Below are 22,703 nucleotides of genomic sequence, written 5' to 3' on the forward strand. Positions count from 1 at the left end.
CGTATCAGAACCAGGGAACCGTCGCCGTCGCGCTGAGTCCGTAGGTCGTAAACATCCCGGAGACAGGCGTAGAGAGCAAATCACCATGGCGAATGAAGAGCTTAAAAGACTGGCCGGTAGAGAGACTGCGCAGGTTAAGCCAGGGTAAATCCGTCCTCGCTTCCTGCATCGTCAGAAGACGTTGTTGCGCCTCCTCCTCTGTTAACCATCCTTTTTTCACCGAGCGTCGCATGAGCCTCTGCGCACTGCTTTTCACCTGGACGCGGCTCACGCAGCGCCACTGGTTGACGACAGGAACGGGCTGGATGTCTGAGGACATGCAGTAGTCACTCAACCCTTTCCGCCAGGACAATGCTTCAAGTTCGCTTAGTGCCTGATGATGACCGTGCACGCGTAAGACGGGGCCAGGCTTAAGGCCATATGCCGGGAAGCTGATCCCTATATCCCCCTGCCCTCGTTGTCCCAGCGCGCGGTGCAGCTTGGCCACCAGCGCAGCCATCAGCATCTCCTCGCTGAACTCCGGATCGGGCAGAACGCGGATCTCAAGATAGTGATCCATAGCCACTCCTTAATCGCCCTTTTCACCGAAAACGCCACCGCGGATCAGCACAGCCATGACATAATGCTGCTGCTCAACCTCGGGTTTCAGTCCTTTCGTCACCCAGTTATCCAGCAAGGTGTAGAAGTCCATTTTTTCCTTCGGCTGACGACAAGCCACGCCGCGACTGGTGACTGAGCCGTACGGCTCAACGGCGATAGCGCCCAGCGCATCTACCTGAGGATGCCAGGTATCGATAGTTCGAATGGCATTCCCGATTTTCTGCGAGTGCATGCCCGCAACGCTGTCTACCTGATACAACAGACGGCTCTTGCTGCTGTTGCTGTCCAGAACCAGTTCCTGCGACGGGAAGATCTCCTGTCCGGCACCGAGGAGCACCTGCGCTTCGACGTTCAGGAGAACAAATCCTTCACCGCTAAGCCCTTTTTCGATTTCCTGCGCCAGTGCGTTTAGGCTCTCGTCGCTGGCTGTAAAATCTCGCAGCGCATAATTGTATGCATCAAACGTCCACGACTTACTGCCCGTCACGTTCACGATGATTTTTTCAGCACCGACGCGGTTGCGCCATAAAAAACGCCCGTTCGCCAGGTTAGTTGCGTAGCGGCGCGCCAGTTCGGCAAAACCGTGTTCAGTGATATAGCCATCGATAACCTGCTGAAGTTCATCCTGATACGCGCGATCGTTACACACGGAAGGCGTCGACAGGTTTCCCAGCACCCGCAGGGTAAATTTCACCTTCAGGGTGTCTGCATCGGCAGGTAGCGACGCCACATCCACACGCTGCAGGTTGGCTTTCTGGATCTCAGCATCCAGTTTAGACGGATCGTTGGTCAGGGCATTTTTCAGGCGGTTAGAGATGGTGCCACGCACCGCTTTTTCCTGGATGCGGATCGGTTGCCACTGATTGCCCTGCCAGCTTCCGGAATACATCACTGCATCCGAGGTTGCCAGCTTACGTTCAAATGCCAGTACAGATGCCGTTTTAACGGCCGTTGGAGCCTTTGCCATAGATAAGTCCTTTTTAATTAATAAGTTCTGATGTCACCGGCGCGCCCGCGCCCTGACAGTAGTAGCCTGTTTCCGTTGTCCGATAACGCCAGAAAATCTCGTCCAGTGACCGAATCCGGTGCAGACCGCACCACTCGCCCACGCCATACACCGCTTCGGTAAACGCAAAGGGCGTTTCTGCATCACGCGCGTTGGCCACGACGCCCGGTGCGTAGAGTTCAGAGATGCGCTGATAACCCGTCATCAACGGCACCAGATAACCGGGGTTGGGTTTCGGAACAACGTGCCAGTTGGCCGGTTCGCCTTCCTGGATATCGCTATCCTCTGGCGTTTCTGCCTGTATTTTTAGCGCGGCAAAATCCAGCCAGGCGTCGAGAAGCGTTGCATCCGGGTTATGTTCAAGCAGAGTCGTATGATGCTCGCCCAGCCAGCTGCTGCGATCCCGCAAGGTAAAGCCCGGCATCAGTTGCCACTTTAATCGCCCCATCTCCTGAGCGCTAGCAGGCATCGCCATAACCGAAATGTCCTGGATATCGACGATGATTCCTCCCGCAAGTCGGAGCGTCGGACACACCTGCCTGAGATGCTCGGCAAGATCGCGCTGACCGTATTCGCCATTTGGAATTTCCCCGTGACACTCCAGCAGCAGCGAAACCGTCATGTGCATGCGCCCCTCTTCGTTAAAGGAGGCCGTTTTCGCGTCCCGTGTAAGCGGATTGCGGGTCAGGGCAAACTGATAATCGCGGCCAGACGTGTGCGCGTGGATCTGGTGCTCGTGACTGACGACAGCACAGCCATCAATGCGCAGCCCGTGCGTTTCCTTCAACCTGCGGGACAGCACATGGGTAAATCCCAGGAAATGGGTAATGGCGGGAAAACCGTAAGTCATACCAGCAATCGCGTTGGCGTTTTCAACTCTCACACGGCGAAGCAGGATCAGTGAACTCATTTCAGCGCCTCCCGGATAATTTTTTCCATCTCACGCAGGTTGCTGCGTAAACGTTCACGGGTTTGCCATTCACGCTGTTCCACATACCCCACATCCTTCAATGCCTTGCTCAGGCGCGCGTTAAGCCACAGGGCAAAATCTGTCGCGACGCTTACCTGCCAGTCGTCTTTATCCCGCTCGAGACGAAAAGCCTCATCGGTTTTAGTGCGCCAGGGATCGAGCCAGAGTTGTTGATGAGTGACTAATCGTTCGCACGAGAGCGTCCAGTTTTGCCATGTATCACGCTGTAGTTCCGACGCCACCACAAACAGCAGGTCGATAAGCGCATCAATGTATTCATCACGCGCTTCGCGAATACGGACATTGGTATAATCACCGGTTCTGGCCAATAAAGACACAAGCAGTTGAACAGTGCTGTTTGCACGTCGATCAAACTGACCACCTAAAGTGAAAATAGAACGTAACGTCGTCGGCGGCTTGTCTGCTTTTTTCCACTGCGGCGGCTGACAGGATAGAAGCCAGCTACGCCCGCCGCGGACGCTGTTGAGATAGGAAATGTTTTGCGGTTTGGTGCCACCAAAGTGTATTTCCGCTGAATCCGGGAAAAGCGTCAGCGGAGTGGGATGCCAGGTTTTCTCCCGGCGCGCTTTCCAGATGGCTTTAATATCGTCGCCAAAACGGAAGGCAATCATTTTCTGATGCATGGCGTGAACAAGCGAGGTGGCAAATAACGGGCTTAGCAGATGGTAACTTTCACCTACCGGGAAATAGCCCTGCTTAGCCAATTTGTGCGAAGCGGGTTCTCCGGGCGTTAACGCACAGGAAAATCCCGCAATCCATTCATCCAGTTGGTTTGCGTCATCGGTAAAAGCGGCCAGCGCAGCGCGATCTCCGCGTTTCAGGCTTGCCAGTAGAGAATCACCACCGTCAACCCGTGTTTGCAGCAATTTCGCGACGTCCAGCGCCGCGGCGTTTCCCACGGCATCCGGTTCCAGACCTGACAACGCAGCGGTGCTGAGATACCCTTCGTGCGCCACTGCCTCGCTGTAAATACTGCTACTTTTTGAATCCCCGTGGGTAAATTTCGCCGCATGGGTCACGAGGTTAATTTGTCCGGCTCGCTTCGCGGCATCCGTCAGCCAGGCTTTCGGTTCATAGCGAAGCTCCAGATCCCGGCGTTCTGCCGCAATCGTCGCGCTCTCTTCAGCGCTACGCTTTGCGGCCTCTTTATCAAATGCTTCCAGCTTTGTTTGCCGTCGTCCGGCAATATACTCAGCGATGAAAGCGCTTAGTGCTTCAACTGACATACTCGCTCCTGGCTCCTTATCGATATTCCCTGAACACACCCAACACTGGGTGATACAGCCATTGTTCCGTCTCCTCCTCCCTGCTGACTCTTAACGTAATTTCGCCATACCGTCGCGACACCGTGTCCAGCTCCATCTGCTTCGCCTCGGCCAGCGCCTGTAATACCTCGCCATAATCAATCGCCATCCACGGCTCTACCCCCTCGGCCATCGATAAGGACTTCTCGCAAAACCGTCCCGCAGGTTTTAACACCCCGTTCTCCTGCATCAGGCAAAACTCAGGTTCATCGCCTTCGTCTTCCATACTCAAAAAGAAAGTGTCCTGCGGTGAAGCGCGGCGAAACGGCGTTCGCCGCTGCAACTCACCGTTCCACGTCAGCGGCAGTCGCCACCACGACGCCGCTACAGCATCTGATTTATCGCCGCCGTCCAACAGCGCGGCGCGCAAACGGGCATGCTCCAGCGCCGCCAGCGCATTGCCGGGCAGGTTTTCCACGATGCGCGGGATCGCATTCAGCGTGCGATAGCCCTCTTCGCTGAGCAGTTCATGGAGATCGTGGTGAGGCAGCAGATGCTGCTCGGTTTCAAAACCGGGCCGACAGTAGGCGATCTCTTCTCCGCGAAGCGCACGCACGTTGCGTTCCAGAATCACCAGGTTTTCGCTCTCAGGCACGATCTGACGATGGCGTTGAATACGGCCCGCAAACTGAATAAGTGAACGCATCGAGCTCGGCTCGATAATCCCCCAGTCGGCATCAAAATCGCGCCCGACTTCGAGAACGGATGTGCCAAGCACGACAAAGAGATGATGCTGTTCCGGTAACATCAGCGCCTGCTTAACGTCAGGCAACTGCCAGACCCGCTCCGGTTCGTGCCGCGTGAACGCGGCGTCGAGCCGTTTTTCAATCGCCGCACGCACAGCCAGCGGGTGCTGGCTGTGGTACACGCAATAATGAATGCGGTAATTGTCCGGAGAAGGCAATGCCATCAGCGCCTGCGCGACGGCAACCAGCGGGTTGATATTCGCCATCCGCACCAGACCAAACGACACGGTTTTGCCGCTTTTATGGGTGCTACGGTGATAACCGTGCAGTGCGAACATTTGCTGGTGCAGCGTCTGCGCCAGCGCAAAGACAACATCAGCATTACAGGACGAATGCGGCTCCACGGCGGCCAGTTTACCCAGGCGAAGCCGGGGCTGGTCTGGCAGACGTTTAATCCGCTGCGTGACAAAATCGCCATGCGCCTGACGAAATTGAGCATCGTCGGCCACATCCTGCGACTGCGCGCCATACTCATCAAACCAGGCGCAGCAGATACTCATCGGTCTGTCCGACTGACCGCACGCGGCCTGCCAGGCTCTGCGCCCTTCCCGATAGGCTTCAAACAGCGCTTCCGTTAACGCGGGGGGGAGCGTTGCAGAGGAAAGTAGCACGCGAGAACCGAGCATTCCCGCCCAGTTCACCAGCCGACACAGGGCGTGCAAATCATCAACGTCAAAATCGTCAGGTTCATCAAGCACCAGATCGCTGGTCATCAGGCGCAGCATGGCGGGGATCTGCCTGCCGCCGCGTACGCCTTCCGTTGCAGGCATCAGGTGATCGATAGTTGTCACCAGCACCGGGGCACTCACCAGGCGATTGAGCGCCGGTTCTTTCGCCAGCCACTGCTGCGCGATGCCGCTACTGGTCGCCCCTTCGTAATGCACGTAATGGTGGCTGGCGAAAAACGTTTCGTCGCTGGCGCTGCTGGTGTCTTCAGCATCGTTGCCCTGATACAGTTCCTTCACTGCCGCAGCACCGGTAACGACGGCCAGCGTGTCGTCATCCAGCCCCAGGCGCGACTGCAGAGCCTGCCCCGTTTGCAGCGTCAGCGTGCGTAACCCCAGCGCCACGCTGAAGCGGCACCCCTCATGCTCATCCGAAAGAGCATACATAATCCGGGCATTAGCAAAGGTTTTCCCGCATCCGGTCGAGGCCATATTAATGCCGAAGAAGCCCTGCCCGGCACTCTTCTCGCGCAGAGAAGACGCTACGTCCCACGCCTTGTTTTGCCAGTGAAAACGCGATTCTTTCGCCCTTTCCCGGAACGTTTTATGCCGGGCGATGGCGGGCAATGAACGGCGCAACGCCGGAAGAGAACGTCCCATCAACAGCGCCTGATGGGCGACACCGACATTGTGCTCATCCAGTTTTTGCTTAAGCAGCCCGGACTGGCGGTCGCTGTTGGCCCAGCACGGGACGGCATCATCCTGCCAGGCTAAATATGCAGGTTGTGAGGAGTAAACGTGATCGGCCAGCATCAGCGACAGGCGGGCGAGATGGAGGGTGAAAAGATTATCCAGCGATCCCGCCTGAAGTAGCGCGGGCAGGTTCCGGATGCGTTTACCGATCTGTCGGGCCTTCTCGCGCCAGGTTTGACTTTTTAGCGGCGTGCCGTGCGGGAATGTCCAGACATTTTTAAAATCACGCGCTTTCCACTGATGTTTTTCATTGGATTTATGATTAAGCGCGTTCCAGTCTGCGTTCAGCTGTTTCTCAATCCAGCCTTCGCTGTACAGTAATGAGGTCTTTGCCGGATGCGGTTGAGGTAAACGGTGGTGCGATAGCATTAGCCACGCCACCACCCTGGCGACAGGGGGCAATTTTTCGAGCGGGCTATTGCTCCACTCTGCCCTGTCCATCTTCAGCGCTTTCAGCATGGCTTTTTCGTCAGCGGCCTTAAGCTGCGTTAACGATGCCAGCCACTGCGCATCCGTTTGCTCTCCCACAAACGCCTCGAACAGACGCACCGAGATCCACTCGTGGCGATACGGCTGACAAACGTGCTGACTTTCCCCCTTAAGCGTCTGCTGGAAGCACATCCCCGCTTTGCCAAAATCATGAAACAGCCCGGCGATCGCCGCCAGCAAGGCGATGCTTTCCGCACTTTGCCAGCGGTGTTCACCATCGTTCCGGATAATTTGCAGCGTCGTGCGATTCGTTGGCACGCGCCCTTGCGCGTTAAAGCGACGCAAATTACCGACTATCCACAACAGCTCGCTTTGACCGTTTTTTTTCAGCCAGTGGCAGGCCACGGCGGTATTACGGCGTGCCGTTTTACGCAGCAGCTTGCGCAGCGCGTTAACGCCTTCCATCGTTATCGTCGTCTGCCACGCGGCATCACCCGTACGTTCAGCAAACTGATCGATAATCTGGCAGCTTTGCTCGCGCGCACGTTTGGTACACCGAGAGATAATCAGCACATTCATTGTGCCACTCCCGCCAGCGATTGAGAGGTGTCCTGCAACGTGGTGATCATCACATCCAGCGCATCAGACTGTTGAAACGCGTTGATGCAGCGCTGACGAAACTGTTGATTATCCTCACCCTCCATAGCCGCAATAAACGCCTGCGGCATAACGAGGGCGTCTTTGATTAGATCGGCAATATCAAAAACCAGCCCGCCGCGTCGGGTTTTACCGTGCATAACCGCCAGACCGTGAGGAATGCCCGTTACCCAGGCCGCGACAGCCGCCAGCCCGTAGGCCAGATAGTTGCCCTGATCGAGGAAACGGTTCGCCATATCCGCCCCACCACCGCGTTTGGCGCGGGTAAAGCTGCCATAGCCCACCGTTTGACTGGTCAGTTTGTAGAGCGATTTCGTGAGCTGCGCTTCCTGGAGCATCAGCGAGGTGTGGTCCTGTGCGTTTTCCATGCCCGTTCTGGCCCGATCCAGAATAGTCTCCAGCGCGACCTTATCAGGCTGAAAAGGCGTTTCCCGCTGAATCCTCAGCCTCTCCCACTGTTTTTCAATTTGCAGTAAACGGACAAGCTGAAAATGCTTTGCCGCCTGCAGACGTTTTTCTTCATCAAACCAGAATGAGACCCAGTTTTGTAAATATGCGGTCGGGCGGTATTCGCTTTGCGGGCTGAGCCATGAGACGTCAATGTCCACCTCGTTCGCAGAATAAAGCGGCGTGCCATCCGTTCCACAGAAACCGACCATCACGCCCGCCCGGGCAAACTCCCGCATTGCCATTTGTGTAACGGATGTTCCCATTCCCAGCATCACTGCCGTGGTATTCGCGATGGGAATATTCCAGTAAAACGACTCCTTGCCTTCCTGGGTGACATATTCAACGCGCCCACCATTCACCTGGATGCGACATTTTTCCAGGTAATAAATATTGGCGCGCTTTGAATGCAGGATAGTTTTTAAGTCTGTTGGAGTGATGCTGTTTACGGACATAGCAAGGGCTTTTATTTCAAGGTGTTGAATGCGCGGTATGTTATCGAAGATAAGATGAAAACAAATGTGACGGGTATCAAATGAAGAGTAATTACCGCGATAATAAAGTGAAAAATCACTTTTCCATTTAATGCATTATTTTTACGAACAATATATTCATTAGAATATAATTGGTATGTGAATGAATTTTTTATTTATTGCGAAAAATAAAGAATGTGGGTTTGATAGTATTAAATTTTAAATAGGTAAGCTGAATGTTATAGAGAGTTGTTTTTAGTTGTGCTACCTGTGCGGCAGTGAACACTGTTCGTCCGAGACGGGCGGCAATCTGCGCTTTCTAAGCTGCCTGTACGGCAGTGAACATGATGTGAAGCCACTAATCTCACCTGAGTACGTTTCTAAGCTGCCTGTACGGCAGTGAACTTCAGATGCTTCGCCGTGACCGCACGGCCACGTTTCTAAGCTGCCTGTACGGCAGTGAACCCACAGTCGCTTGATATCTGGCACTTGTCGCATTTCTAAGCTGCCTGTACGGCAGTGAACGGCGGGGATCATTTTCTAACTTCTGCAGTAAGCTTTCTAAGCTGCCTGTACGGCAGTGAACAGGTGTCTGTTGCTGTGGCACCTGAGCAGCCTTTTCTAAGCTGCCTGTACGGCAGTGAACCCAGCCCCCTAACTGCCTGGCGTACACATTCTTTTCTAAGCTGCCTGTACGGCAGTGAACGCCTGGGTTAGTTTGTTCACCCATGAATTTCTTTTCTAAGCTGCCTGTACGGCAGTGAACGAATCAGCCCCGCCTGGCCGGGGTTAGCAAGCTTTCTAAGCTGCCTGTACGGCAGTGAACGCGGTGCCAGCACCGGGATCGAAATGGCGATTTTTCTAAGCTGCCTGTACGGCAGTGAACTGAAAGGAAACAACGCCATCCTATTGTTAGCAAACAAAATAATCAACTTTTTCGCATAAAACCCTTTTTCTGGGACGTAAATTATAACCATATAAATCAATATTTTACGTAAGCATCAGAAAAAAGGGTTTAAACCAATGGCGTTAGAGGAACACCCCCGACGCCTCAGATAGCACTCAGGAAATAATGTGAATTACCGTTTCTGCACTTTGAGGTGCAACGACATCCGCGGCCATTGAATGCGTAATGTCATGCAGCAACCCCGTCAGGTGCGGCAACATATCTCGGTCAAAATGCGACACCAGCAGCACATGGTTTAACGCCCGGCAGTAGTCGCATTTCGTTTCTGTATCTTCCAGCAACCACTCTTTTTGTCGCGGTTTTTCCGCTTCGTCCTCAAATTCCAACACTTGAAAATCACGCATTGATTCTGTGAGGCCGGATTTCACCTCTTCCAGCCAGGCTCCGAGACAGCGGCAAACGGGCTGCGTTTGCGGGAGTGATTTGCAATCGAGAAGGATTTCGGTGAGCAGTTTGCAGCGTTCGGCCAGGGTGGGGAGATCGGGGTTGAGGGAGAGTTCGCTGTAAAGTTGGGCGAAATTATTAATATCAGTCATATGTAATCCTTTATGCACGTAAGATTGTTTGTGCACACTTTCAGGACGCCAATCCCGGCACCTGATTTTGCAGGTGCGCCGCCATTTTATTACTGTGGATTTATCCAGCAACTGACTTCGAACAAAACTGGAAAGCGCCTCGCAAAATTCCTCTGCGGTCTGTTGCCCTCACCCCAACCCTCTCCCACAGGGAGAGGGAGAAAAGCAGGCATAAAAAAACCGGGCATTCGCCCGGTTTTTAACATTAACGTTCAACTCACTCAGTGAGCCGCTTCCGGCTTGTGCTTCGCTGCACTCTGGAAATCGTACGTCAGTTCGTTCTTCGCCTGATCCAGCGCCACGGTCACCTGGCCGCCGTCCACCAGCGAGCCAAACAGCAGCTCGTTCGCCAGCGGTTTCTTCAGGTTGTCCTGAATCACACGCGCCATCGGACGGGCCCCCATCGCACGGTCGTAGCCTTTCTCGGCCAGCCAGTTGCGGGCCTCCTGGCTTACTTCCAGCGACACGCCTTTCTGATCCAGCTGAACCTGCAGCTCGACGATGAACTTGTCCACGACCTGATGGATCACCTCGGTAGAGAGGTGATCGAACCAGATAATGTTGTCCAGACGGTTACGGAACTCCGGCGTGAAGATCTTCTTGATCTCCTCCATCGCATCGGTGCTGTTGTCCTGGTGGATCAGGCCGATGGATTTACGCTCGGTTTCACGTACCCCGGCGTTGGTGGTCATCACCAGCACCACGTTACGGAAGTCCGCCTTGCGCCCGTTGTTGTCGGTCAGCGTCCCGTTGTCCATCACCTGCAGCAGGATGTTGAACACGTCCGGGTGCGCTTTCTCGATTTCATCGAGCAGCAGTACCGCATGCGGATGCTTGATCACCGCGTCGGTGAGCAGGCCGCCCTGGTCAAAGCCCACGTAGCCCGGAGGCGCACCAATCAAACGGCTGACGGTGTGACGCTCCATATACTCGGACATATCAAAGCGCAGCAGCTCAATGCCCAGTGCTTTAGAGAGCTGAACCGTTACCTCAGTTTTCCCCACGCCGGTCGGGCCGGCAAACAGGAAGGAACCGACAGGCTTGTGCTCATGCCCCAGTCCTGCGCGGGCCATCTTGATCGCTTCGGTTAAGGCCTCAATGGCTTTATCCTGACCAAAGACCAGCATTTTCAGGCGATTGCCAAGGGTGCGCAGCGTGTCGCGGTCGCTCTGAGAAACGCTCTTCTCAGGGATACGCGCGATGCGGGCCACCACGGACTCAATATCCGCCACGTTAACGGTTTTCTTACGCTTGCTGGCCGGCATCAGGCGCGCACGGGCCCCTGCCTCATCAATCACGTCAATCGCCTTATCCGGCAGATGACGGTCGTTGATGTATTTCACCGCCAGCTCCACCGCCGCACGCACCGCTTTCGCGGTGTAACGCACGTCGTGGTGCGCTTCGTACTTCGGCTTCAGGCCGTTGATGATCTGCACCGTTTCCTCGACGGACGGTTCGGTCACGTCGATTTTCTGGAAGCGGCGCGCCAGCGCGCGATCTTTCTCAAAGATGTTGCTGAACTCCTGGTAGGTGGTGGAGCCAATCACGCGGATCTTGCCGCTGGAGAGCAGCGGTTTGATCAGGTTAGCCGCATCCACCTGGCCGCCGGAGGCCGCACCCGCGCCGATGATGGTGTGGATCTCATCGATAAACAGGATGCTGTTGGTATCCTGCTCCAGCTGTTTTAACAGTGCCTTGAAGCGTTTTTCAAAATCACCGCGGTATTTGGTGCCCGCCAGCAGCGAGCCGATATCCAGCGAGTAGATGGTGCAGTCGGCAATCACTTCCGGCACGTCGCCCTGCACAATGCGCCAGGCAAGGCCTTCGGCAATCGCGGTTTTACCCACGCCAGATTCCCCGACCAGCAGCGGGTTGTTCTTGCGGCGACGGCACAGCACCTGGATCGCGCGCTCCAGCTCTTTATCGCGACCAATCAGCGGGTCGATACCGCCAACGCGAGCAAGCTGGTTAAGGTTGGTGGTGAAGTTTTCCATACGATCCTCCCCGCCTGCTTGCTCTTCATTGTTATTGACCTGATTGCTGGAATCCGATGCCTGGTTAGGCTCGTCTTTGCGCGTTCCGTGAGAGATAAAGTTAACCACGTCGAGGCGGCTGACTTCGTGTTTGCGCAGCAGATAGGCAGCCTGTGACTCCTGCTCGCTGAAGATGGCGACTAAGACGTTTGCGCCAGTCACTTCACTACGTCCGGAAGACTGGACGTGGAATACCGCGCGCTGCAACACGCGCTGGAAGCTGAGCGTCGGCTGCGTGTCGCGCTCTTCTTCACTGGCCGGCAGCACCGGTGTGGTTTGTTCGATGAAGGCTTCGAGTTCCTGACGTAGCGCCACCAGATCCACGGAGCAGGCTTCCAGCGCTTCGCGGGCAGATGGGTTGCTAAGCAGTGCGAGCAGTAAATGCTCGACGGTCATAAACTCATGTCGGTGCTCACGCGCTCTGGCGAAAGCCATGTTTAAACTGAGTTCCAGTTCTTGATTGAGCATAGGCACCTCCCCCAATTTTATGCCTTATCAGGCCTTTTCCAGCGTACACAGCAACGGATGCTCGTTCTCCCTCGCATAGTCGTTCACCATCGCCACTTTGGTTTCCGCCACTTCGGCTGTGAAGATGCCGCAGATAGCTTTGCCACGATAATGAACGGTAAGCATCAGTTGCGTTGCACGTTCTACATCATAAGAAAAGAACTTTTGTAGCACGTCAATAACAAATTCCATCGGCGTGTAATCATCGTTCATTAACATAACTTTATACATAGATGGCGGTTTTAGCGCGTCACGCACTTTGTCTTCCGCCAGCTGGTCAAAATCCAGCCAGTCGTTGGTCTTACCCATTTTGCATAACCACTTTGAATCTACCTCAGATGTTAGATAACAATCATCTATTACTGTCATCCGCGATGTCTGTCACAAACTGTTGCAATAGCGTTAACTGCTTCAAACTTTGGTTGATTATTGTCCCATCTCCAGCGCCAAACGCTTGACGACGTCTTTCGTTTCTCTAAATTGTACAAGCGTGAGATGGCGAGGTTTTGAACAGCCCCCACTCCACCACCGGTTCATTCCATCTTAACTTATAAGATTTACGAAGGATGTCGAAGCATGGAAATGGGTACTGTTAAGTGGTTCAACAACGCCAAAGGGTTTGGCTTCATCTGCCCCGAAGGCGGCGGCGAGGATATCTTCGCTCACTATTCCACCATTCAGATGGATGGTTACAGAACGCTCAAAGCCGGGCAGTCCGTCCGGTTCGATGTCCACCAGGGACCAAAAGGCAATCATGCAAGCCTTATCGTCCCCATTGAAGCAGAGACGGTTGCATAGCTCTCTGTTTTATTGTGTACATCCCGCAGTCAAAATGCCAGCCCGATCGGCTGGCATTTTTATTTTCGGGTTATTCCCGAGCCAGCGCATCCACCGGATCCAGCCGCGCCGCGTTGCGGGCGGGCAACCAGCCAAACAAAATGCCGGTAAAGGTTGAACACAAGAATGCGGTAATAATGGCCACCGGCGAGAAGCCAATCTCCCAGCCGGGTAAAAAGAGCTGGAGCGCGAAGGCGATCATCATCGAGAGCGCAATCCCCATCGCACCGCCGACCAGACACACCAGCACGGCTTCAATCAAAAACTGCTGCAGCACGTCGCTGGCTCTGGCCCCGACCGCCATGCGGATGCCAATCTCCCGGGTACGCTCGGTTACCGACACCAGCATGATGTTCATCACCCCGATACCGCCGACGACCAGCGAAATCACCGCCACCAGCGTGAGGAACAGCTGAAGAGTACGTGTGGTCTTTTCCGCCGTTTTCAAGAGGCCGTCCATATTCCAGGTGAAGAAATCTTTCTTCCCGTGGCGCAGGGTGAGCAGCCGCTCAAGCTGCTGTTCGGCCATGGCGCTGTCGTAGCCCTCCTTCACGCGCACGGTGATGGAGTTGAGCCAGGATTGCCCCATAATCCGCCCGGAGATGGTGGTATAGGGAAGCCAGACGCGCAGGATCTTGCTGCTGCCAAACATCGACTGCTTCTCTTCCGCCACGCCGATGACCGTGGCAGGCATGTTGCCGACCAGGATCACTTCGCCCACCACGTTAGCTTTATTGGGGAAAAGCTGCCTGCGCGAGTTTGCGTCCAGCACCACCACCTGCGCCCTGCCCGCCAGCTGTTCGGCGTTGAAGGTGGCACCTTCGCTGAAGGTCATACCGTAGACGTTGAAATAATCCCCGCTGACGCCGTTCGCGCTGGCCGCCACGTCAACATTGCCCACGCGCAGGCGCAGGTTTTGCGACACCGCAGGCGTGGCGGAGTTGACCCACGGCTGCTTCTGAATGGCCGCCAGATCGTCGTATTTCAGCGCCTGCTGATACTGCGGCTCGTCGTCACCAAAGTCTTTGCCGGGATAGACGTCAATGGTGTTGGTCCCGATTGCGCGGATATCGGCCAGCACCAGCTGCTTGGCCGCATCGCCCACCACCACAATCGACACCACCGAGGCGATACCGATGATAATGCCGAGCATGGTCAGCAGCGTACGCATTTTATTGGCCGCCATCGCCAGCCAGGCCATGGTCAATGCTTCACGAAAGCCGCTGGAAAATTGCCCCCATCCGGTTGATGCCGGAAGCACTTCTTTCGGCGCCGCAGCCCTGGACTCACGCGGCGGCGGGTTGCCGACCAGCTCGCCGTCGTGGATCTCAATGATTCGCTCCGCCTGCGCCGCCACCTGCGGATCGTGGGTCACGATAATGACCGTATGCCCCTGATCGCGAAGCTGGTGCAGGATCGCCATCACCTCTTCGCCGGAATGGCTGTCGAGCGCGCCGGTTGGCTCATCCGCGAGGATCACCTGCCCACCGTTCATCAGGGCTCGGGCAATACTCACGCGCTGCTGCTGGCCGCCGGACAACTGCGAGGGCTGATACTCCACCCGCTCCGCCAGCCCCAGGCGCGTCAGCAGCATCTGCGCGCGCTCGAGGCGTTTTTTCCGCTCGACGCCCGCATAGACCGCCGGTACTTCTACGTTCTGCGCGGCATTGAGGTGAGAAAGCAGATGGTAACGCTGGAAGATAAAGCCGAAGTGCTCCCGACGCAGCTTCGCCAGCGCGTCGCCGTCCAGCGTTGAGACGTCCGTCCCGGCCACGCGGTACGTGCCGCTGGTCGGTTTATCCAGGCAGCCGAGAATGTTCATCAGCGTCGATTTACCGGAGCCCGATGCCCCGACAATCGCCACCATCTCGCCCGCCTCCACGCGCAGGGAGATGCCTTTTAGCACCTCCACCGGGCCATCGCCCGACGGATAGCTGCGGCGAATGTCTTTCAGCTCAAGCAATGCCGTCATTTCGCGGCTCCGGGCAGGCTTTCGCTGATGACAACCTCCTCACCCTCTTCCAGCCCTTTCACCACCACCACGTCGGTGTCGTTGCGCGCGCCAATCACCACTTCGCGCTCGCGCGTTTCGCCGTTGCGCAGCACTTTCACTTTATAGCGGCTATCACCGGCGGACTCACCCAGCGCGGAGAGGGGAATGGTCAGCACGTTCTTCACGCCGGTCAGCTGGATATGCACCTGCGCGGTCATGTCGAGACGCAGCACGCCCTGCGGGTTCGGCACTTCAAAACGGGCATAGTAGAAGATGGCGTCGTTAACCTTTTCCGGCGTCGGGAGAATGTCTTTCAGCACGCCTTCGTAGCGCGTCTGCGGATCGCCCAGCACCGTAAACCAGGCATTCTGCCCCGGTCTGAGATGGATAACGTCCGCCTCCGAGACCTGAGCTTTGACCAGCATGGTGCTCATGTCCGCCAGCGTCAGAATGTTGGGCGCCTGCTGCGCGGCAATCACCGTCTGCCCCTGCAGCGTGGTAATTTGCGTCACTTCCCCGGCCATCGGCGCAACGATTTTGGTGTAGTCGAGGTTGGTTTTCGCCGTATCCAGCGAGGCCTGGTTGCGTTTGATTTGCGCGTCAATCGTGCCAATCTGCGCCTGCTTCACCGCCAGTTCCGTGGTGGCCGTATCTAAATCCTGCTTCGAGATCGCCTGGGTTTTGGCCAGCGCCTGCTGACGGGTCAGCGTCACCTGGGCCAGGTTACGCTCTGCCTGCGCCTGCGCACGCTGCGCGCGCAGCTCCATCAGCGTGGCTTCCACCTCGCGGATCTGGTTCTCGGCCTGTTCAGGATCGATCACGCCGAGCAGCTGGCCTTTTTTTACCTTATCGCCAATCTCAACCGACAGCGTTTTCAGCTGACCGCTGACCTGCGCGCCGACGTCAACCTTGCGCAGGGCATCAAGCTTGCCCGTCGCGAGGACGTTTTGATGCAGTTCGCCAGGACGAACAATCAGCGTCTGATACTGCGGCACCGGCGCGTTCAGCACCTGCCATAGCCAGTACCCACCGGCTAACACCACGACCGCCAGCAGCAGAAACAGCGTTCTGCGTTTTCCCTTGAGGTTCATAAATATTCCAAATAAATGTTCTGGCAATGATAAATGCTGATTCTATCTAAACGACTCCTCAACGAAACCCCTGTTCTCCGAAATCGTCACAATTTGTTTACGAGACGTTGAAAGTCCGCCTGCTGAAATGGAGATCTTCATCAAGAAGCAGGATCTAACATGTCTTCCATCGTCGATACACCTTTTTCAAACCTGCCACAGCCTGCATCGGGTTGGCAGCTCTTCAGTCATCTGGCTTCCGGTAAGCTCACGCCAGGGCTGGCGTGGCAAAACCCCGCCTATCGACGTAAATTCATGCTACGTTCGCTGGCGACGCCTGTAAGTACCGCTCGCCTGTTGACGAGCCTTGCAAAACAGCCGAGCCTGATGCAAATGCTGCAGGTGCAGCCAGGACTGCCGTGCCGTCTGCATCGCCCCTGGCTGACGGTGAATATGGATCGCCAGCAGGCCCTTGAGTCCCTTAACTGGCACTATCAAACGATGAGCCGCCATATGCCGGCATCGCTGCTCTCGGGCTATCTGTCGAAAAAGGGCTTCACGCTGCTCACCTTAACCGGTAAAGATGAAGAGCAATTTACCGTCCGCCTGTGCGCCGATGCGTTTCTGGATAAAGAAGGGGAAGCCACCCTCGCCTTCTGCGACCACCAGAATACGGTGCTGGCCGAGATGACCTTCACCCTGTGCCAGCTTGAGGGAAAATCGACGCTGTTTATCGGCGGCCTGCAGGGCGCAAAAGCCCACGTTCCCCATGAGCTGATCCAGGGTGCGACGAAGGCCTGCCATGGTCTGTTCCCAAAACGTCTGCTGGTCGAAGCCGCCATGACCCTCGGCACCGCCTTCCCGGTAGAACAGATTGTCGCCGTCAGTAATGACACCCATATTTATCGCAGCTGGCGCTACCGCAAGAAAAAAGAGGGGAAACTGTTGGCCGATTACGACAGTTTCTGGATCTCCATCGGCGGCGAAAAGCAGGATAGCGGCAACTTCATGCTGCCACTCGTCATGCCGCGTAAACCGATGGAAGAGATTGCGAGCAAAAAACGCTCCGAATATCGCCGCCGCTACGCGCTGCTGGACAGCCTGATTCAGCAGGTGAACCAGGCGACTCAACGTTAATCCGCTCTCCCGCGTGCCAGCCACAGCACGCGGGAAAACATCTTCCGCAGCAGGGTCGGCACCGCCTCCACGCCCCGTCTCCCCGCTTCCGTCGCCACTTCAATGGCTAAATCCGGTTTTGAAGAACGATGAATAGCTTTGGCGATCACGCGCCGCATGTTCATCGGGACATCGACCGGCACCATGGCAATTCGGTGGAATACGTCGTCGAACCCCTGACGATACATAAAGTGCTCCATGTCCATCGCGGGCAGCATGGTTAAATGGTCGCGCTCTTCCTCGCGCTCGTTATTCAGCAGGCTACGCACGGTCGAGGCATATTTTTTGCCCGCCTCATCACCGTCGACCAGAACGTGCCACTCGATCCCCATCCGGCGGGCAAATTTTATCAGCGGCTTGAGTCCCGACTGGGCGAATTCAATCACCTTAATGCCTTCCGCATCAAAATGGTGGCCGCACTGGCGCGCCAGTTCGTTGATGACCCAGGTTTCCGTCTCTCCTTCCACCAGCAGCCAGCAGCGGGCAAAGAGCGACGACGCGCGGTTAAAGCGAATATGAAACGCGATGCGCCGCCCGTCTTCCGCGTTCAATCCACCCGGACCTAACCGGTAGGCGGAGACGCGGGAAGATTCACGCACCAGACGACAGACGTGCTCGACCGGCGTCAGCGATAATAATTCGCCGGAATTGGTGGTCGTAACGCGCTGGAGCGGCAGCAGATTCAGCAGATGCCATGCCACGGAGAGCATGATGGGATGCAGGCGCGTTTCCGGGTCTTCCACCAGCAGCAGCGGCCGGGCGTCCCGGTCAAGACGCACGGTGCCTTTGGCCTGCAGAAGCGTTGAAAACAGACCCAGCAAAATCACCCGATGGGTACGACCGCCGGGCCGGTCGATCATCCGGTTAATGATATCGAGGTAGCGCCAGCTGCGCTGTTCGTCATGAGAGCGGCGGCGCATCAGGCGATGGCGCGACTCCGACGTTCCCTGCTCGGAAAAATAGTGCTCCAGCAGCTGTACCATTGCGGACAACCCCTGACGAATTTGACCGTCGGTCAGATTCTGCGGACGCGACACCAGCTCTCTCGCCAGAAAATCCAGCTCGCGGGCGGTGACTTCCACTTCCGGCATATTCGGTACGGTACCGTTACGGATGCGCCGCATAAAACGCGCGTCGCGCAGGCGCAGCACCGGCGTCAGGCGGATCAGGTGGCGGGCCAGATCGTCGATATTGTCCAGCGGGATCGGGCCGGCCTTCTCATCAAGAAAATCACGCAGGGTCAGCACGCCCTCGTTTTCCGCCATCTCCCCTTCCAGCCGGTAGAATATCCGGTGGAAACCATCATCGCACGGCACCCAGCAGGGTGACAGCGGGCGGAAGCGACGCACGCGATGACGTCCGGGCTCGGATTCGCGGAACGTCAGGATGATATGCAGGTGCTTCTCGCGCCCCGTCACGTCGCCGGGGGGGAACCAGAAATCGTCGCGAACGAAGTGATACAGATCGTCTTCGGGCGAAAGCAGTAACGTCAGCGCATCCAGCAGGCTGGACTTACCCCAGGCGTTCTCGCCGATCAGGACGTTGTTCTGTTCCAGCTGCAGCGACAGGCGGTTAATACCGCGAAACCCGACAATTTCCACACGTTCGAGAAGCATAAATCCCCCGCGCAATGTTCACTTTTTCCTTTAAGTTATCAGCAGTATAGCGGGAGGCGCCCTGTCACGACAGCACAACATTCACCCTGACGAGAATTGGTCTATGCTCTATTTACCGCTGATTTGAACAAGGATTGACATCACATTGCCTTAAATCAAATTAATCGAATTTATTTAAGTGGCGAAGGGGTGTTATTGGTTTCTAAAATACGGACTCTTTGAGTCGTCATCCCTTTATGGCGATATATCCCGTGCGCGGGAAAGCGTGCGGAAAATTATTTGAGGTGGTTATGTTTAGAAAATTGGCAGCAGAATGCTTTGGTACATTCTGGCTGGTATTTGGTGGCTGCGGTAGCGCCGTTCTGGCAGCAGCATTCCCGGAATTAGGTATCGGTTTTGTCGGCGTCGCGCTGGCATTTGGTTTAACCGTATTAACCATGGCCTTTGCCGTGGGGCATATTTCCGGCGGTCATTTTAACCCGGCAGTGACATTAGGTTTATGGGCCGGCGGTCGTTTTCCGGCGAAAGAGGTAATTGGTTATATTGTCGCTCAGGTGGTGGGCGGTATTATCGCAGCGGGCGTTCTGTACGTCATTGCCAGCGGTAAAGCTGGCTTCGACGCGGCGGCCAGCGGCTTCGCCTCTAACGGCTTCGGCGAGCATTCTCCGGGCGGTTATTCCATGCTGTCTGCCATCGTGATTGAAATTGTGCTGACCGCAGGTTTCCTGCTGGTGATCCACGGCGCAACCGACAAACACGCGCCAGCCGGTTTCGCACCGATCGCCATTGGTCTGGCACTGACGCTTATCCACCTGATCTCCATTCCGGTCACCAACACCTCCGTTAACCCGGCACGCAGCACCGCCGTCGCCATCTTCCAGGGCGGCTGGGCGCTTGAGCAGCTCTGGCTGTTCTGGGTGATGCCGATTATCGGCGGTATCCTGGGTGGCGTGCTATACCGCACCCTGCTGGAAAAACGCGATTAATTGCGCGCGGTGTCGGGTGGCGCTAACGCTTACCCGACCCACGTGAGTGTGCACTTGTAGGCCGGGTAAGGCGCAGCCGCCACCCGGCTTTTTTATTGCCGCTTTACTGAACAGTCTTTATTGGGTAGTGTCTCTGGCGCTCAACAGATACTCAAAAGGACCGGCTGTTCATGTTTTCAGGACTCCTCATTATTCTGCTGCCCCTGATTGTGGGCTATCTCATCCCGCTGCACAGAGAATCCGCATTACGGCTTATCAACCGTTTTCTCAGCTGGATTGTTTACGTCATTCTTTTCTTTATGGGGATCAGCCTGGCCTTCCTGGATAATCTGGCGACGAATCTGCTTTCCATCCTGCATTATTCTGTGGTCACCGTGGTGGTTATTTTGCTGTGTAATATCGCCGCATTATTCTGGCTTGAGCGCACCGTTCCGTGGAAAAACCATCATCATCAGGAAAAACTGCCTTCCCGAATTGCGATGGCGCTGGAATCATTAAAACTGTGCGGCGTCGTGGTGCTCGGTTTTCTTCTTGGGCTGACCGGCTGGGCATTTTTACAGCACGCGACAGAGGCCAGTGAATATACGCTAATTTTCCTGCTGTTCCTGATCGGTATCCAGCTGCGAAATAATGGCATGACGCTGAAGCAAATTGTTTTAAACCGTCGGGGAATGATGGTTGCGGTCATTGTGGTCGCCAGTTCCATGGTAGCGGGCGTCATTAACGCCTTTATTCTCGACCTGCCGCTGAAAACCGGCCTCGCGATGGCGTCAGGCTTTGGCTGGTATTCCCTCTCCGGTATCCTGCTGACCGAATCCTTTGGCCCGGTCATCGGCAGTGCCGCCTTCTTTAACGATCTGGCGCGCGAGCTGCTCGCCATTATGCTGATCCCGGGGCTGGTTCGCCGCAGCCGCTCTACCGCGCTGGGCCTGTGCGGCGCGACGTCGATGGACTTTACCCTGCCAGTGTTACAACGCTCTGGCGGGCTGGAGATGGTGCCCGCCGCCATCGTTCACGGCTTTATTTTAAGCCTGCTGGTTCCGGTTCTGATGGCCGTCTTCTCGGCCTGATACCTCTTTGGCGGTAGGGCGCCTGCCGCCAAAATTGCGCTAAATCAATCTCCCTCTATTTTGTAGCAGAAAGCCCTTTTCTCCGTTCTGGCACAGGCATAACCTTAAACATGTATATCAAATATAACTTTAACAGGTGTGATTATGTTTTGTGTGCAATGTGAACAAACCATCCGTACCCCCGCAGGCAATGGCTGCTCTTACGCACAGGGTATGTGCGGCAAAACCGCAGAAACATCTGACCTGCAGGACCTGCTGATTGCCGCCCTGCAAGGCCTTTCCGCATGGGCGTTTAAAGCCCGCGAATATGGCATCATCGACCACTACGTCGACAGCTTCGCCCCGCGCGCCTTCTTCTCCACGCTGACCAACGTTAACTTCGACTCTCCGCGCATTGTTGGCTATGCCCGCGAAGCCATTGCCCTGCGTGAAGCGCTGAAGGCGCAGTGCCTGAAGGCGGATGCTAACGCCCGCGTGGAAAACCCGATGTCTGAACTCCAGCTGGTAAGCGACGATCTCGGCGATCTGCAGCGTCAGGCGGCCGAATTCACCCCAAACAAAGACAAAGCAGCGATTGGCGAGAACATTCTCGGCCTGCGCTTGCTGTGCCTGTACGGCCTGAAAGGCGCTGCGGCCTATATGGAACACGCGCACGTGCTCGGTCAGTACGATAACGACATCTACGCCCAGTACCATAAAATCATGGCGTGGCTGGGCACCTGGCCTGCCGATATGAACGCGCTGCTGGAATGCTCAATGGAAATCGGCCAGATGAACTTCCGCGTGATGAGCATTCTGGATGCGGGTGAAACCGGCACCTACGGCCACCCGACGCCGACGCAGGTCAACGTCAAAGCGACCGAGGGCAAATGCATCCTGATCTCCGGTCATGACCTGAAAGATCTCTACAACCTGCTGAAGCAAACCGAAGGCACCGGCGTTAACGTCTATACCCACGGTGAAATGCTGCCAGCGCACGGCTATCCGGAGCTGCGTAAATTCAAGCACCTGATCGGTAACTACGGCAGCGGCTGGCAGAACCAGCAGGTGGAATTTGCCCGCTTCCCTGGTCCTATCGTGATGACCTCTAACTGCATCATCGACCCGACCGTGGGCGCGTATGACGACCGCATCTGGACCCGCAGCATCGTCGGCTGGCCGGGCGTGAGCCATCTTGAAGGTGACGATTTCGGACCGGTGATAGCGCAAGCGCAGCAGATGGCAGGCTTCCCGTACAGCGAGATCCCGCATCTGATCACCGTCGGCTTCGGGCGTGAAACCCTGCTCGGCGCCGCCGATTCGCTGATTGACCTCGTCAGCCGCGAAAAGCTGCGCCACATCTTCCTCGTCGGCGGCTGCGACGGCGCGCGCGGCGAGCGTAACTACTTTACCGATTTCGCCACCCGCGTGCCGGAAGACTGCCTGATCCTGACCCTGGCGTGCGGTAAATACCGTTTCAACAAGCTGGACTTCGGCAACATCGAAGGCCTGCCGCGCCTGATCGATGCGGGCCAGTGTAACGATGCTTACTCGGCCATTATTCTGGCGGTCACGCTGGCGGAAAAACTGGGCTGCGGCGTCAACGATCTGCCGCTCTCGCTGGTGCTCTCCTGGTTTGAGCAGAAAGCGATTGTCATCCTGCTGACCCTGCTCTCTCTGGGCGTGACCAACATCGTGACCGGCCCGACAGCGCCTGGCTTCCTGACGCCGGACCTGCTGGCCGTGCTGAACGAGAAATTCGGCCTGCGTTCCGTGACCAACGTTGAAGACGATATGAAGCAGCTGTTGAGCGCGTAAGGAGT

General features: G+C 56.1%; 17 protein-coding genes and 1 CRISPR repeat array. Of the genes, 5 read left to right on the plus strand and 12 right to left on the minus strand.

Annotation, left to right across the window (positions count from 1 at the left end; all coding sequences use genetic code 11):
* Window positions 1-4: 4 nt before the first annotated feature.
* The 9 genes from cas6f to clpS form a co-directional block, all read right to left on the minus strand.
* The gene (gene cas6f, locus C6A40_RS08950; protein ID WP_023327015.1) at window positions 5-559 is read right to left on the minus strand and encodes a type I-F CRISPR-associated endoribonuclease Cas6/Csy4; all 555 of its coding nucleotides are present in this window, start codon (window positions 557-559) and stop codon (window positions 5-7) included.
* Between the two features lie 9 nt (window positions 560-568).
* Complete coding sequence (gene csy3, locus C6A40_RS08955; RefSeq protein ID WP_045334127.1) at window positions 569-1,567, minus strand: type I-F CRISPR-associated protein Csy3; 999 nt, start codon at window positions 1,565-1,567, stop codon at window positions 569-571.
* A 13-nt stretch (window positions 1,568-1,580) separates the two neighbouring features.
* Window positions 1,581-2,516, minus strand: a complete 936-nt coding sequence (csy2, locus tag C6A40_RS08960; protein ID WP_045334125.1) for a type I-F CRISPR-associated protein Csy2 — start codon at window positions 2,514-2,516, stop codon at window positions 1,581-1,583.
* Entirely contained in the window at window positions 2,513-3,823 is a 1,311-nt protein-coding gene (gene csy1 / locus C6A40_RS08965; RefSeq protein ID WP_046092263.1) for a type I-F CRISPR-associated protein Csy1, read from the minus strand. The genes csy2 and csy1 overlap by 4 nt, the downstream gene beginning before the upstream one ends.
* A 16-nt stretch (window positions 3,824-3,839) precedes the next feature.
* Window positions 3,840-7,073 carry a type I-F CRISPR-associated helicase Cas3f gene (cas3f, locus tag C6A40_RS08970; RefSeq protein ID WP_045334122.1) on the minus strand — a complete coding sequence of 1,078 codons (3,234 nt, stop codon included), beginning with the start codon at window positions 7,071-7,073 and terminating at the stop codon, window positions 3,840-3,842.
* The gene (cas1f, locus tag C6A40_RS08975; RefSeq protein ID WP_045334120.1) at window positions 7,070-8,053 is read right to left on the minus strand and encodes a type I-F CRISPR-associated endonuclease Cas1f; all 984 of its coding nucleotides are present in this window, start codon (window positions 8,051-8,053) and stop codon (window positions 7,070-7,072) included. The genes cas3f and cas1f overlap by 4 nt, the downstream gene beginning before the upstream one ends.
* A gap of 334 nt (window positions 8,054-8,387) precedes the next feature.
* A CRISPR array of direct repeats spans window positions 8,388-8,957; the repeat unit is 28 nt; unit sequence TTTCTAAGCTGCCTGTACGGCAGTGAAC.
* A gap of 176 nt (window positions 8,958-9,133) precedes the next feature.
* Window positions 9,134-9,574, minus strand: a complete 441-nt coding sequence (locus tag C6A40_RS08980; protein ID WP_045334118.1) for a hypothetical protein — start codon at window positions 9,572-9,574, stop codon at window positions 9,134-9,136.
* Between the two features lie 260 nt (window positions 9,575-9,834).
* A complete protein-coding gene (gene clpA / locus C6A40_RS08985; protein WP_014831269.1) occupies window positions 9,835-12,114 on the minus strand; it encodes an ATP-dependent Clp protease ATP-binding subunit ClpA in 2,280 nt (759 codons plus the stop codon).
* A gap of 27 nt (window positions 12,115-12,141) precedes the next feature.
* Complete coding sequence (gene clpS, locus C6A40_RS08990) at window positions 12,142-12,462, minus strand: ATP-dependent Clp protease adapter ClpS (protein ID WP_006174393.1); 321 nt, start codon at window positions 12,460-12,462, stop codon at window positions 12,142-12,144.
* A gap of 267 nt (window positions 12,463-12,729) precedes the next feature.
* On the opposite strand from clpS, the gene cspD reads away from it, so the two are divergent.
* Window positions 12,730-12,951, plus strand: a complete 222-nt coding sequence (cspD, locus tag C6A40_RS08995) for a cold shock-like protein CspD (RefSeq protein ID WP_008499993.1) — start codon at window positions 12,730-12,732, stop codon at window positions 12,949-12,951.
* A gap of 70 nt (window positions 12,952-13,021) precedes the next feature.
* On the opposite strand, the gene macB is transcribed toward cspD, so the two are convergent.
* Together macB and macA are read right to left on the minus strand one after the other, a co-directional pair.
* Entirely contained in the window at window positions 13,022-14,962 is a 1,941-nt protein-coding gene (gene macB, locus C6A40_RS09000; protein ID WP_023343675.1) for a macrolide ABC transporter ATP-binding protein/permease MacB, read from the minus strand.
* On the minus strand, window positions 14,959-16,074 hold the full coding sequence (gene macA / locus C6A40_RS09005) for a macrolide transporter subunit MacA (protein ID WP_045334114.1): 1,116 nt from the start codon (window positions 16,072-16,074) through the stop codon (window positions 14,959-14,961). The genes macB and macA overlap by 4 nt, the downstream gene beginning before the upstream one ends.
* Before the next feature lie 159 nt (window positions 16,075-16,233).
* Here macA and C6A40_RS09010 point away from each other — a divergent pair, with 159 nt between their 5' ends.
* Window positions 16,234-17,190 carry a VirK/YbjX family protein gene (locus tag C6A40_RS09010; protein ID WP_023292896.1) on the plus strand — a complete coding sequence of 319 codons (957 nt, stop codon included), beginning with the start codon at window positions 16,234-16,236 and terminating at the stop codon, window positions 17,188-17,190.
* Here the strand turns inward: C6A40_RS09010 and C6A40_RS09015 are convergent.
* The gene (locus tag C6A40_RS09015) at window positions 17,187-18,845 is read right to left on the minus strand and encodes an ATP-dependent endonuclease (protein ID WP_058657749.1); all 1,659 of its coding nucleotides are present in this window, start codon (window positions 18,843-18,845) and stop codon (window positions 17,187-17,189) included. The genes C6A40_RS09010 and C6A40_RS09015 overlap by 4 nt on opposite strands.
* Window positions 18,846-19,135: 290 nt before the next feature.
* Here C6A40_RS09015 and aqpZ point away from each other — a divergent pair, with 290 nt between their 5' ends.
* The 3 genes from aqpZ to hcp all read left to right on the plus strand — a co-directional run bounded on the left by aqpZ (window position 19,136) and on the right by hcp (window position 22,698).
* Window positions 19,136-19,831 (plus strand): aquaporin Z, encoded by a 696-nt coding sequence (aqpZ, locus tag C6A40_RS09020; protein ID WP_008499998.1) that lies wholly within the window; start codon window positions 19,136-19,138, stop codon window positions 19,829-19,831.
* Window positions 19,832-20,001: 170 nt separating this feature from the next.
* The gene (locus C6A40_RS09025) at window positions 20,002-20,901 is read left to right on the plus strand and encodes a lysine exporter LysO family protein (RefSeq protein WP_021240895.1); all 900 of its coding nucleotides are present in this window, start codon (window positions 20,002-20,004) and stop codon (window positions 20,899-20,901) included.
* 144 nt (window positions 20,902-21,045) lie between these two features.
* Complete coding sequence (gene hcp, locus C6A40_RS09030) at window positions 21,046-22,698, plus strand: hydroxylamine reductase (protein WP_045334111.1); 1,653 nt, start codon at window positions 21,046-21,048, stop codon at window positions 22,696-22,698.
* The last annotated feature ends 5 nt before the right edge of the window (window positions 22,699-22,703 follow it).

This window comes from Enterobacter sp. GER_MD16_1505_Eko_090 (assembly GCF_003331015.1).
In the GTDB taxonomy this organism is placed as follows: domain Bacteria; phylum Pseudomonadota; class Gammaproteobacteria; order Enterobacterales; family Enterobacteriaceae; genus Enterobacter; species Enterobacter roggenkampii.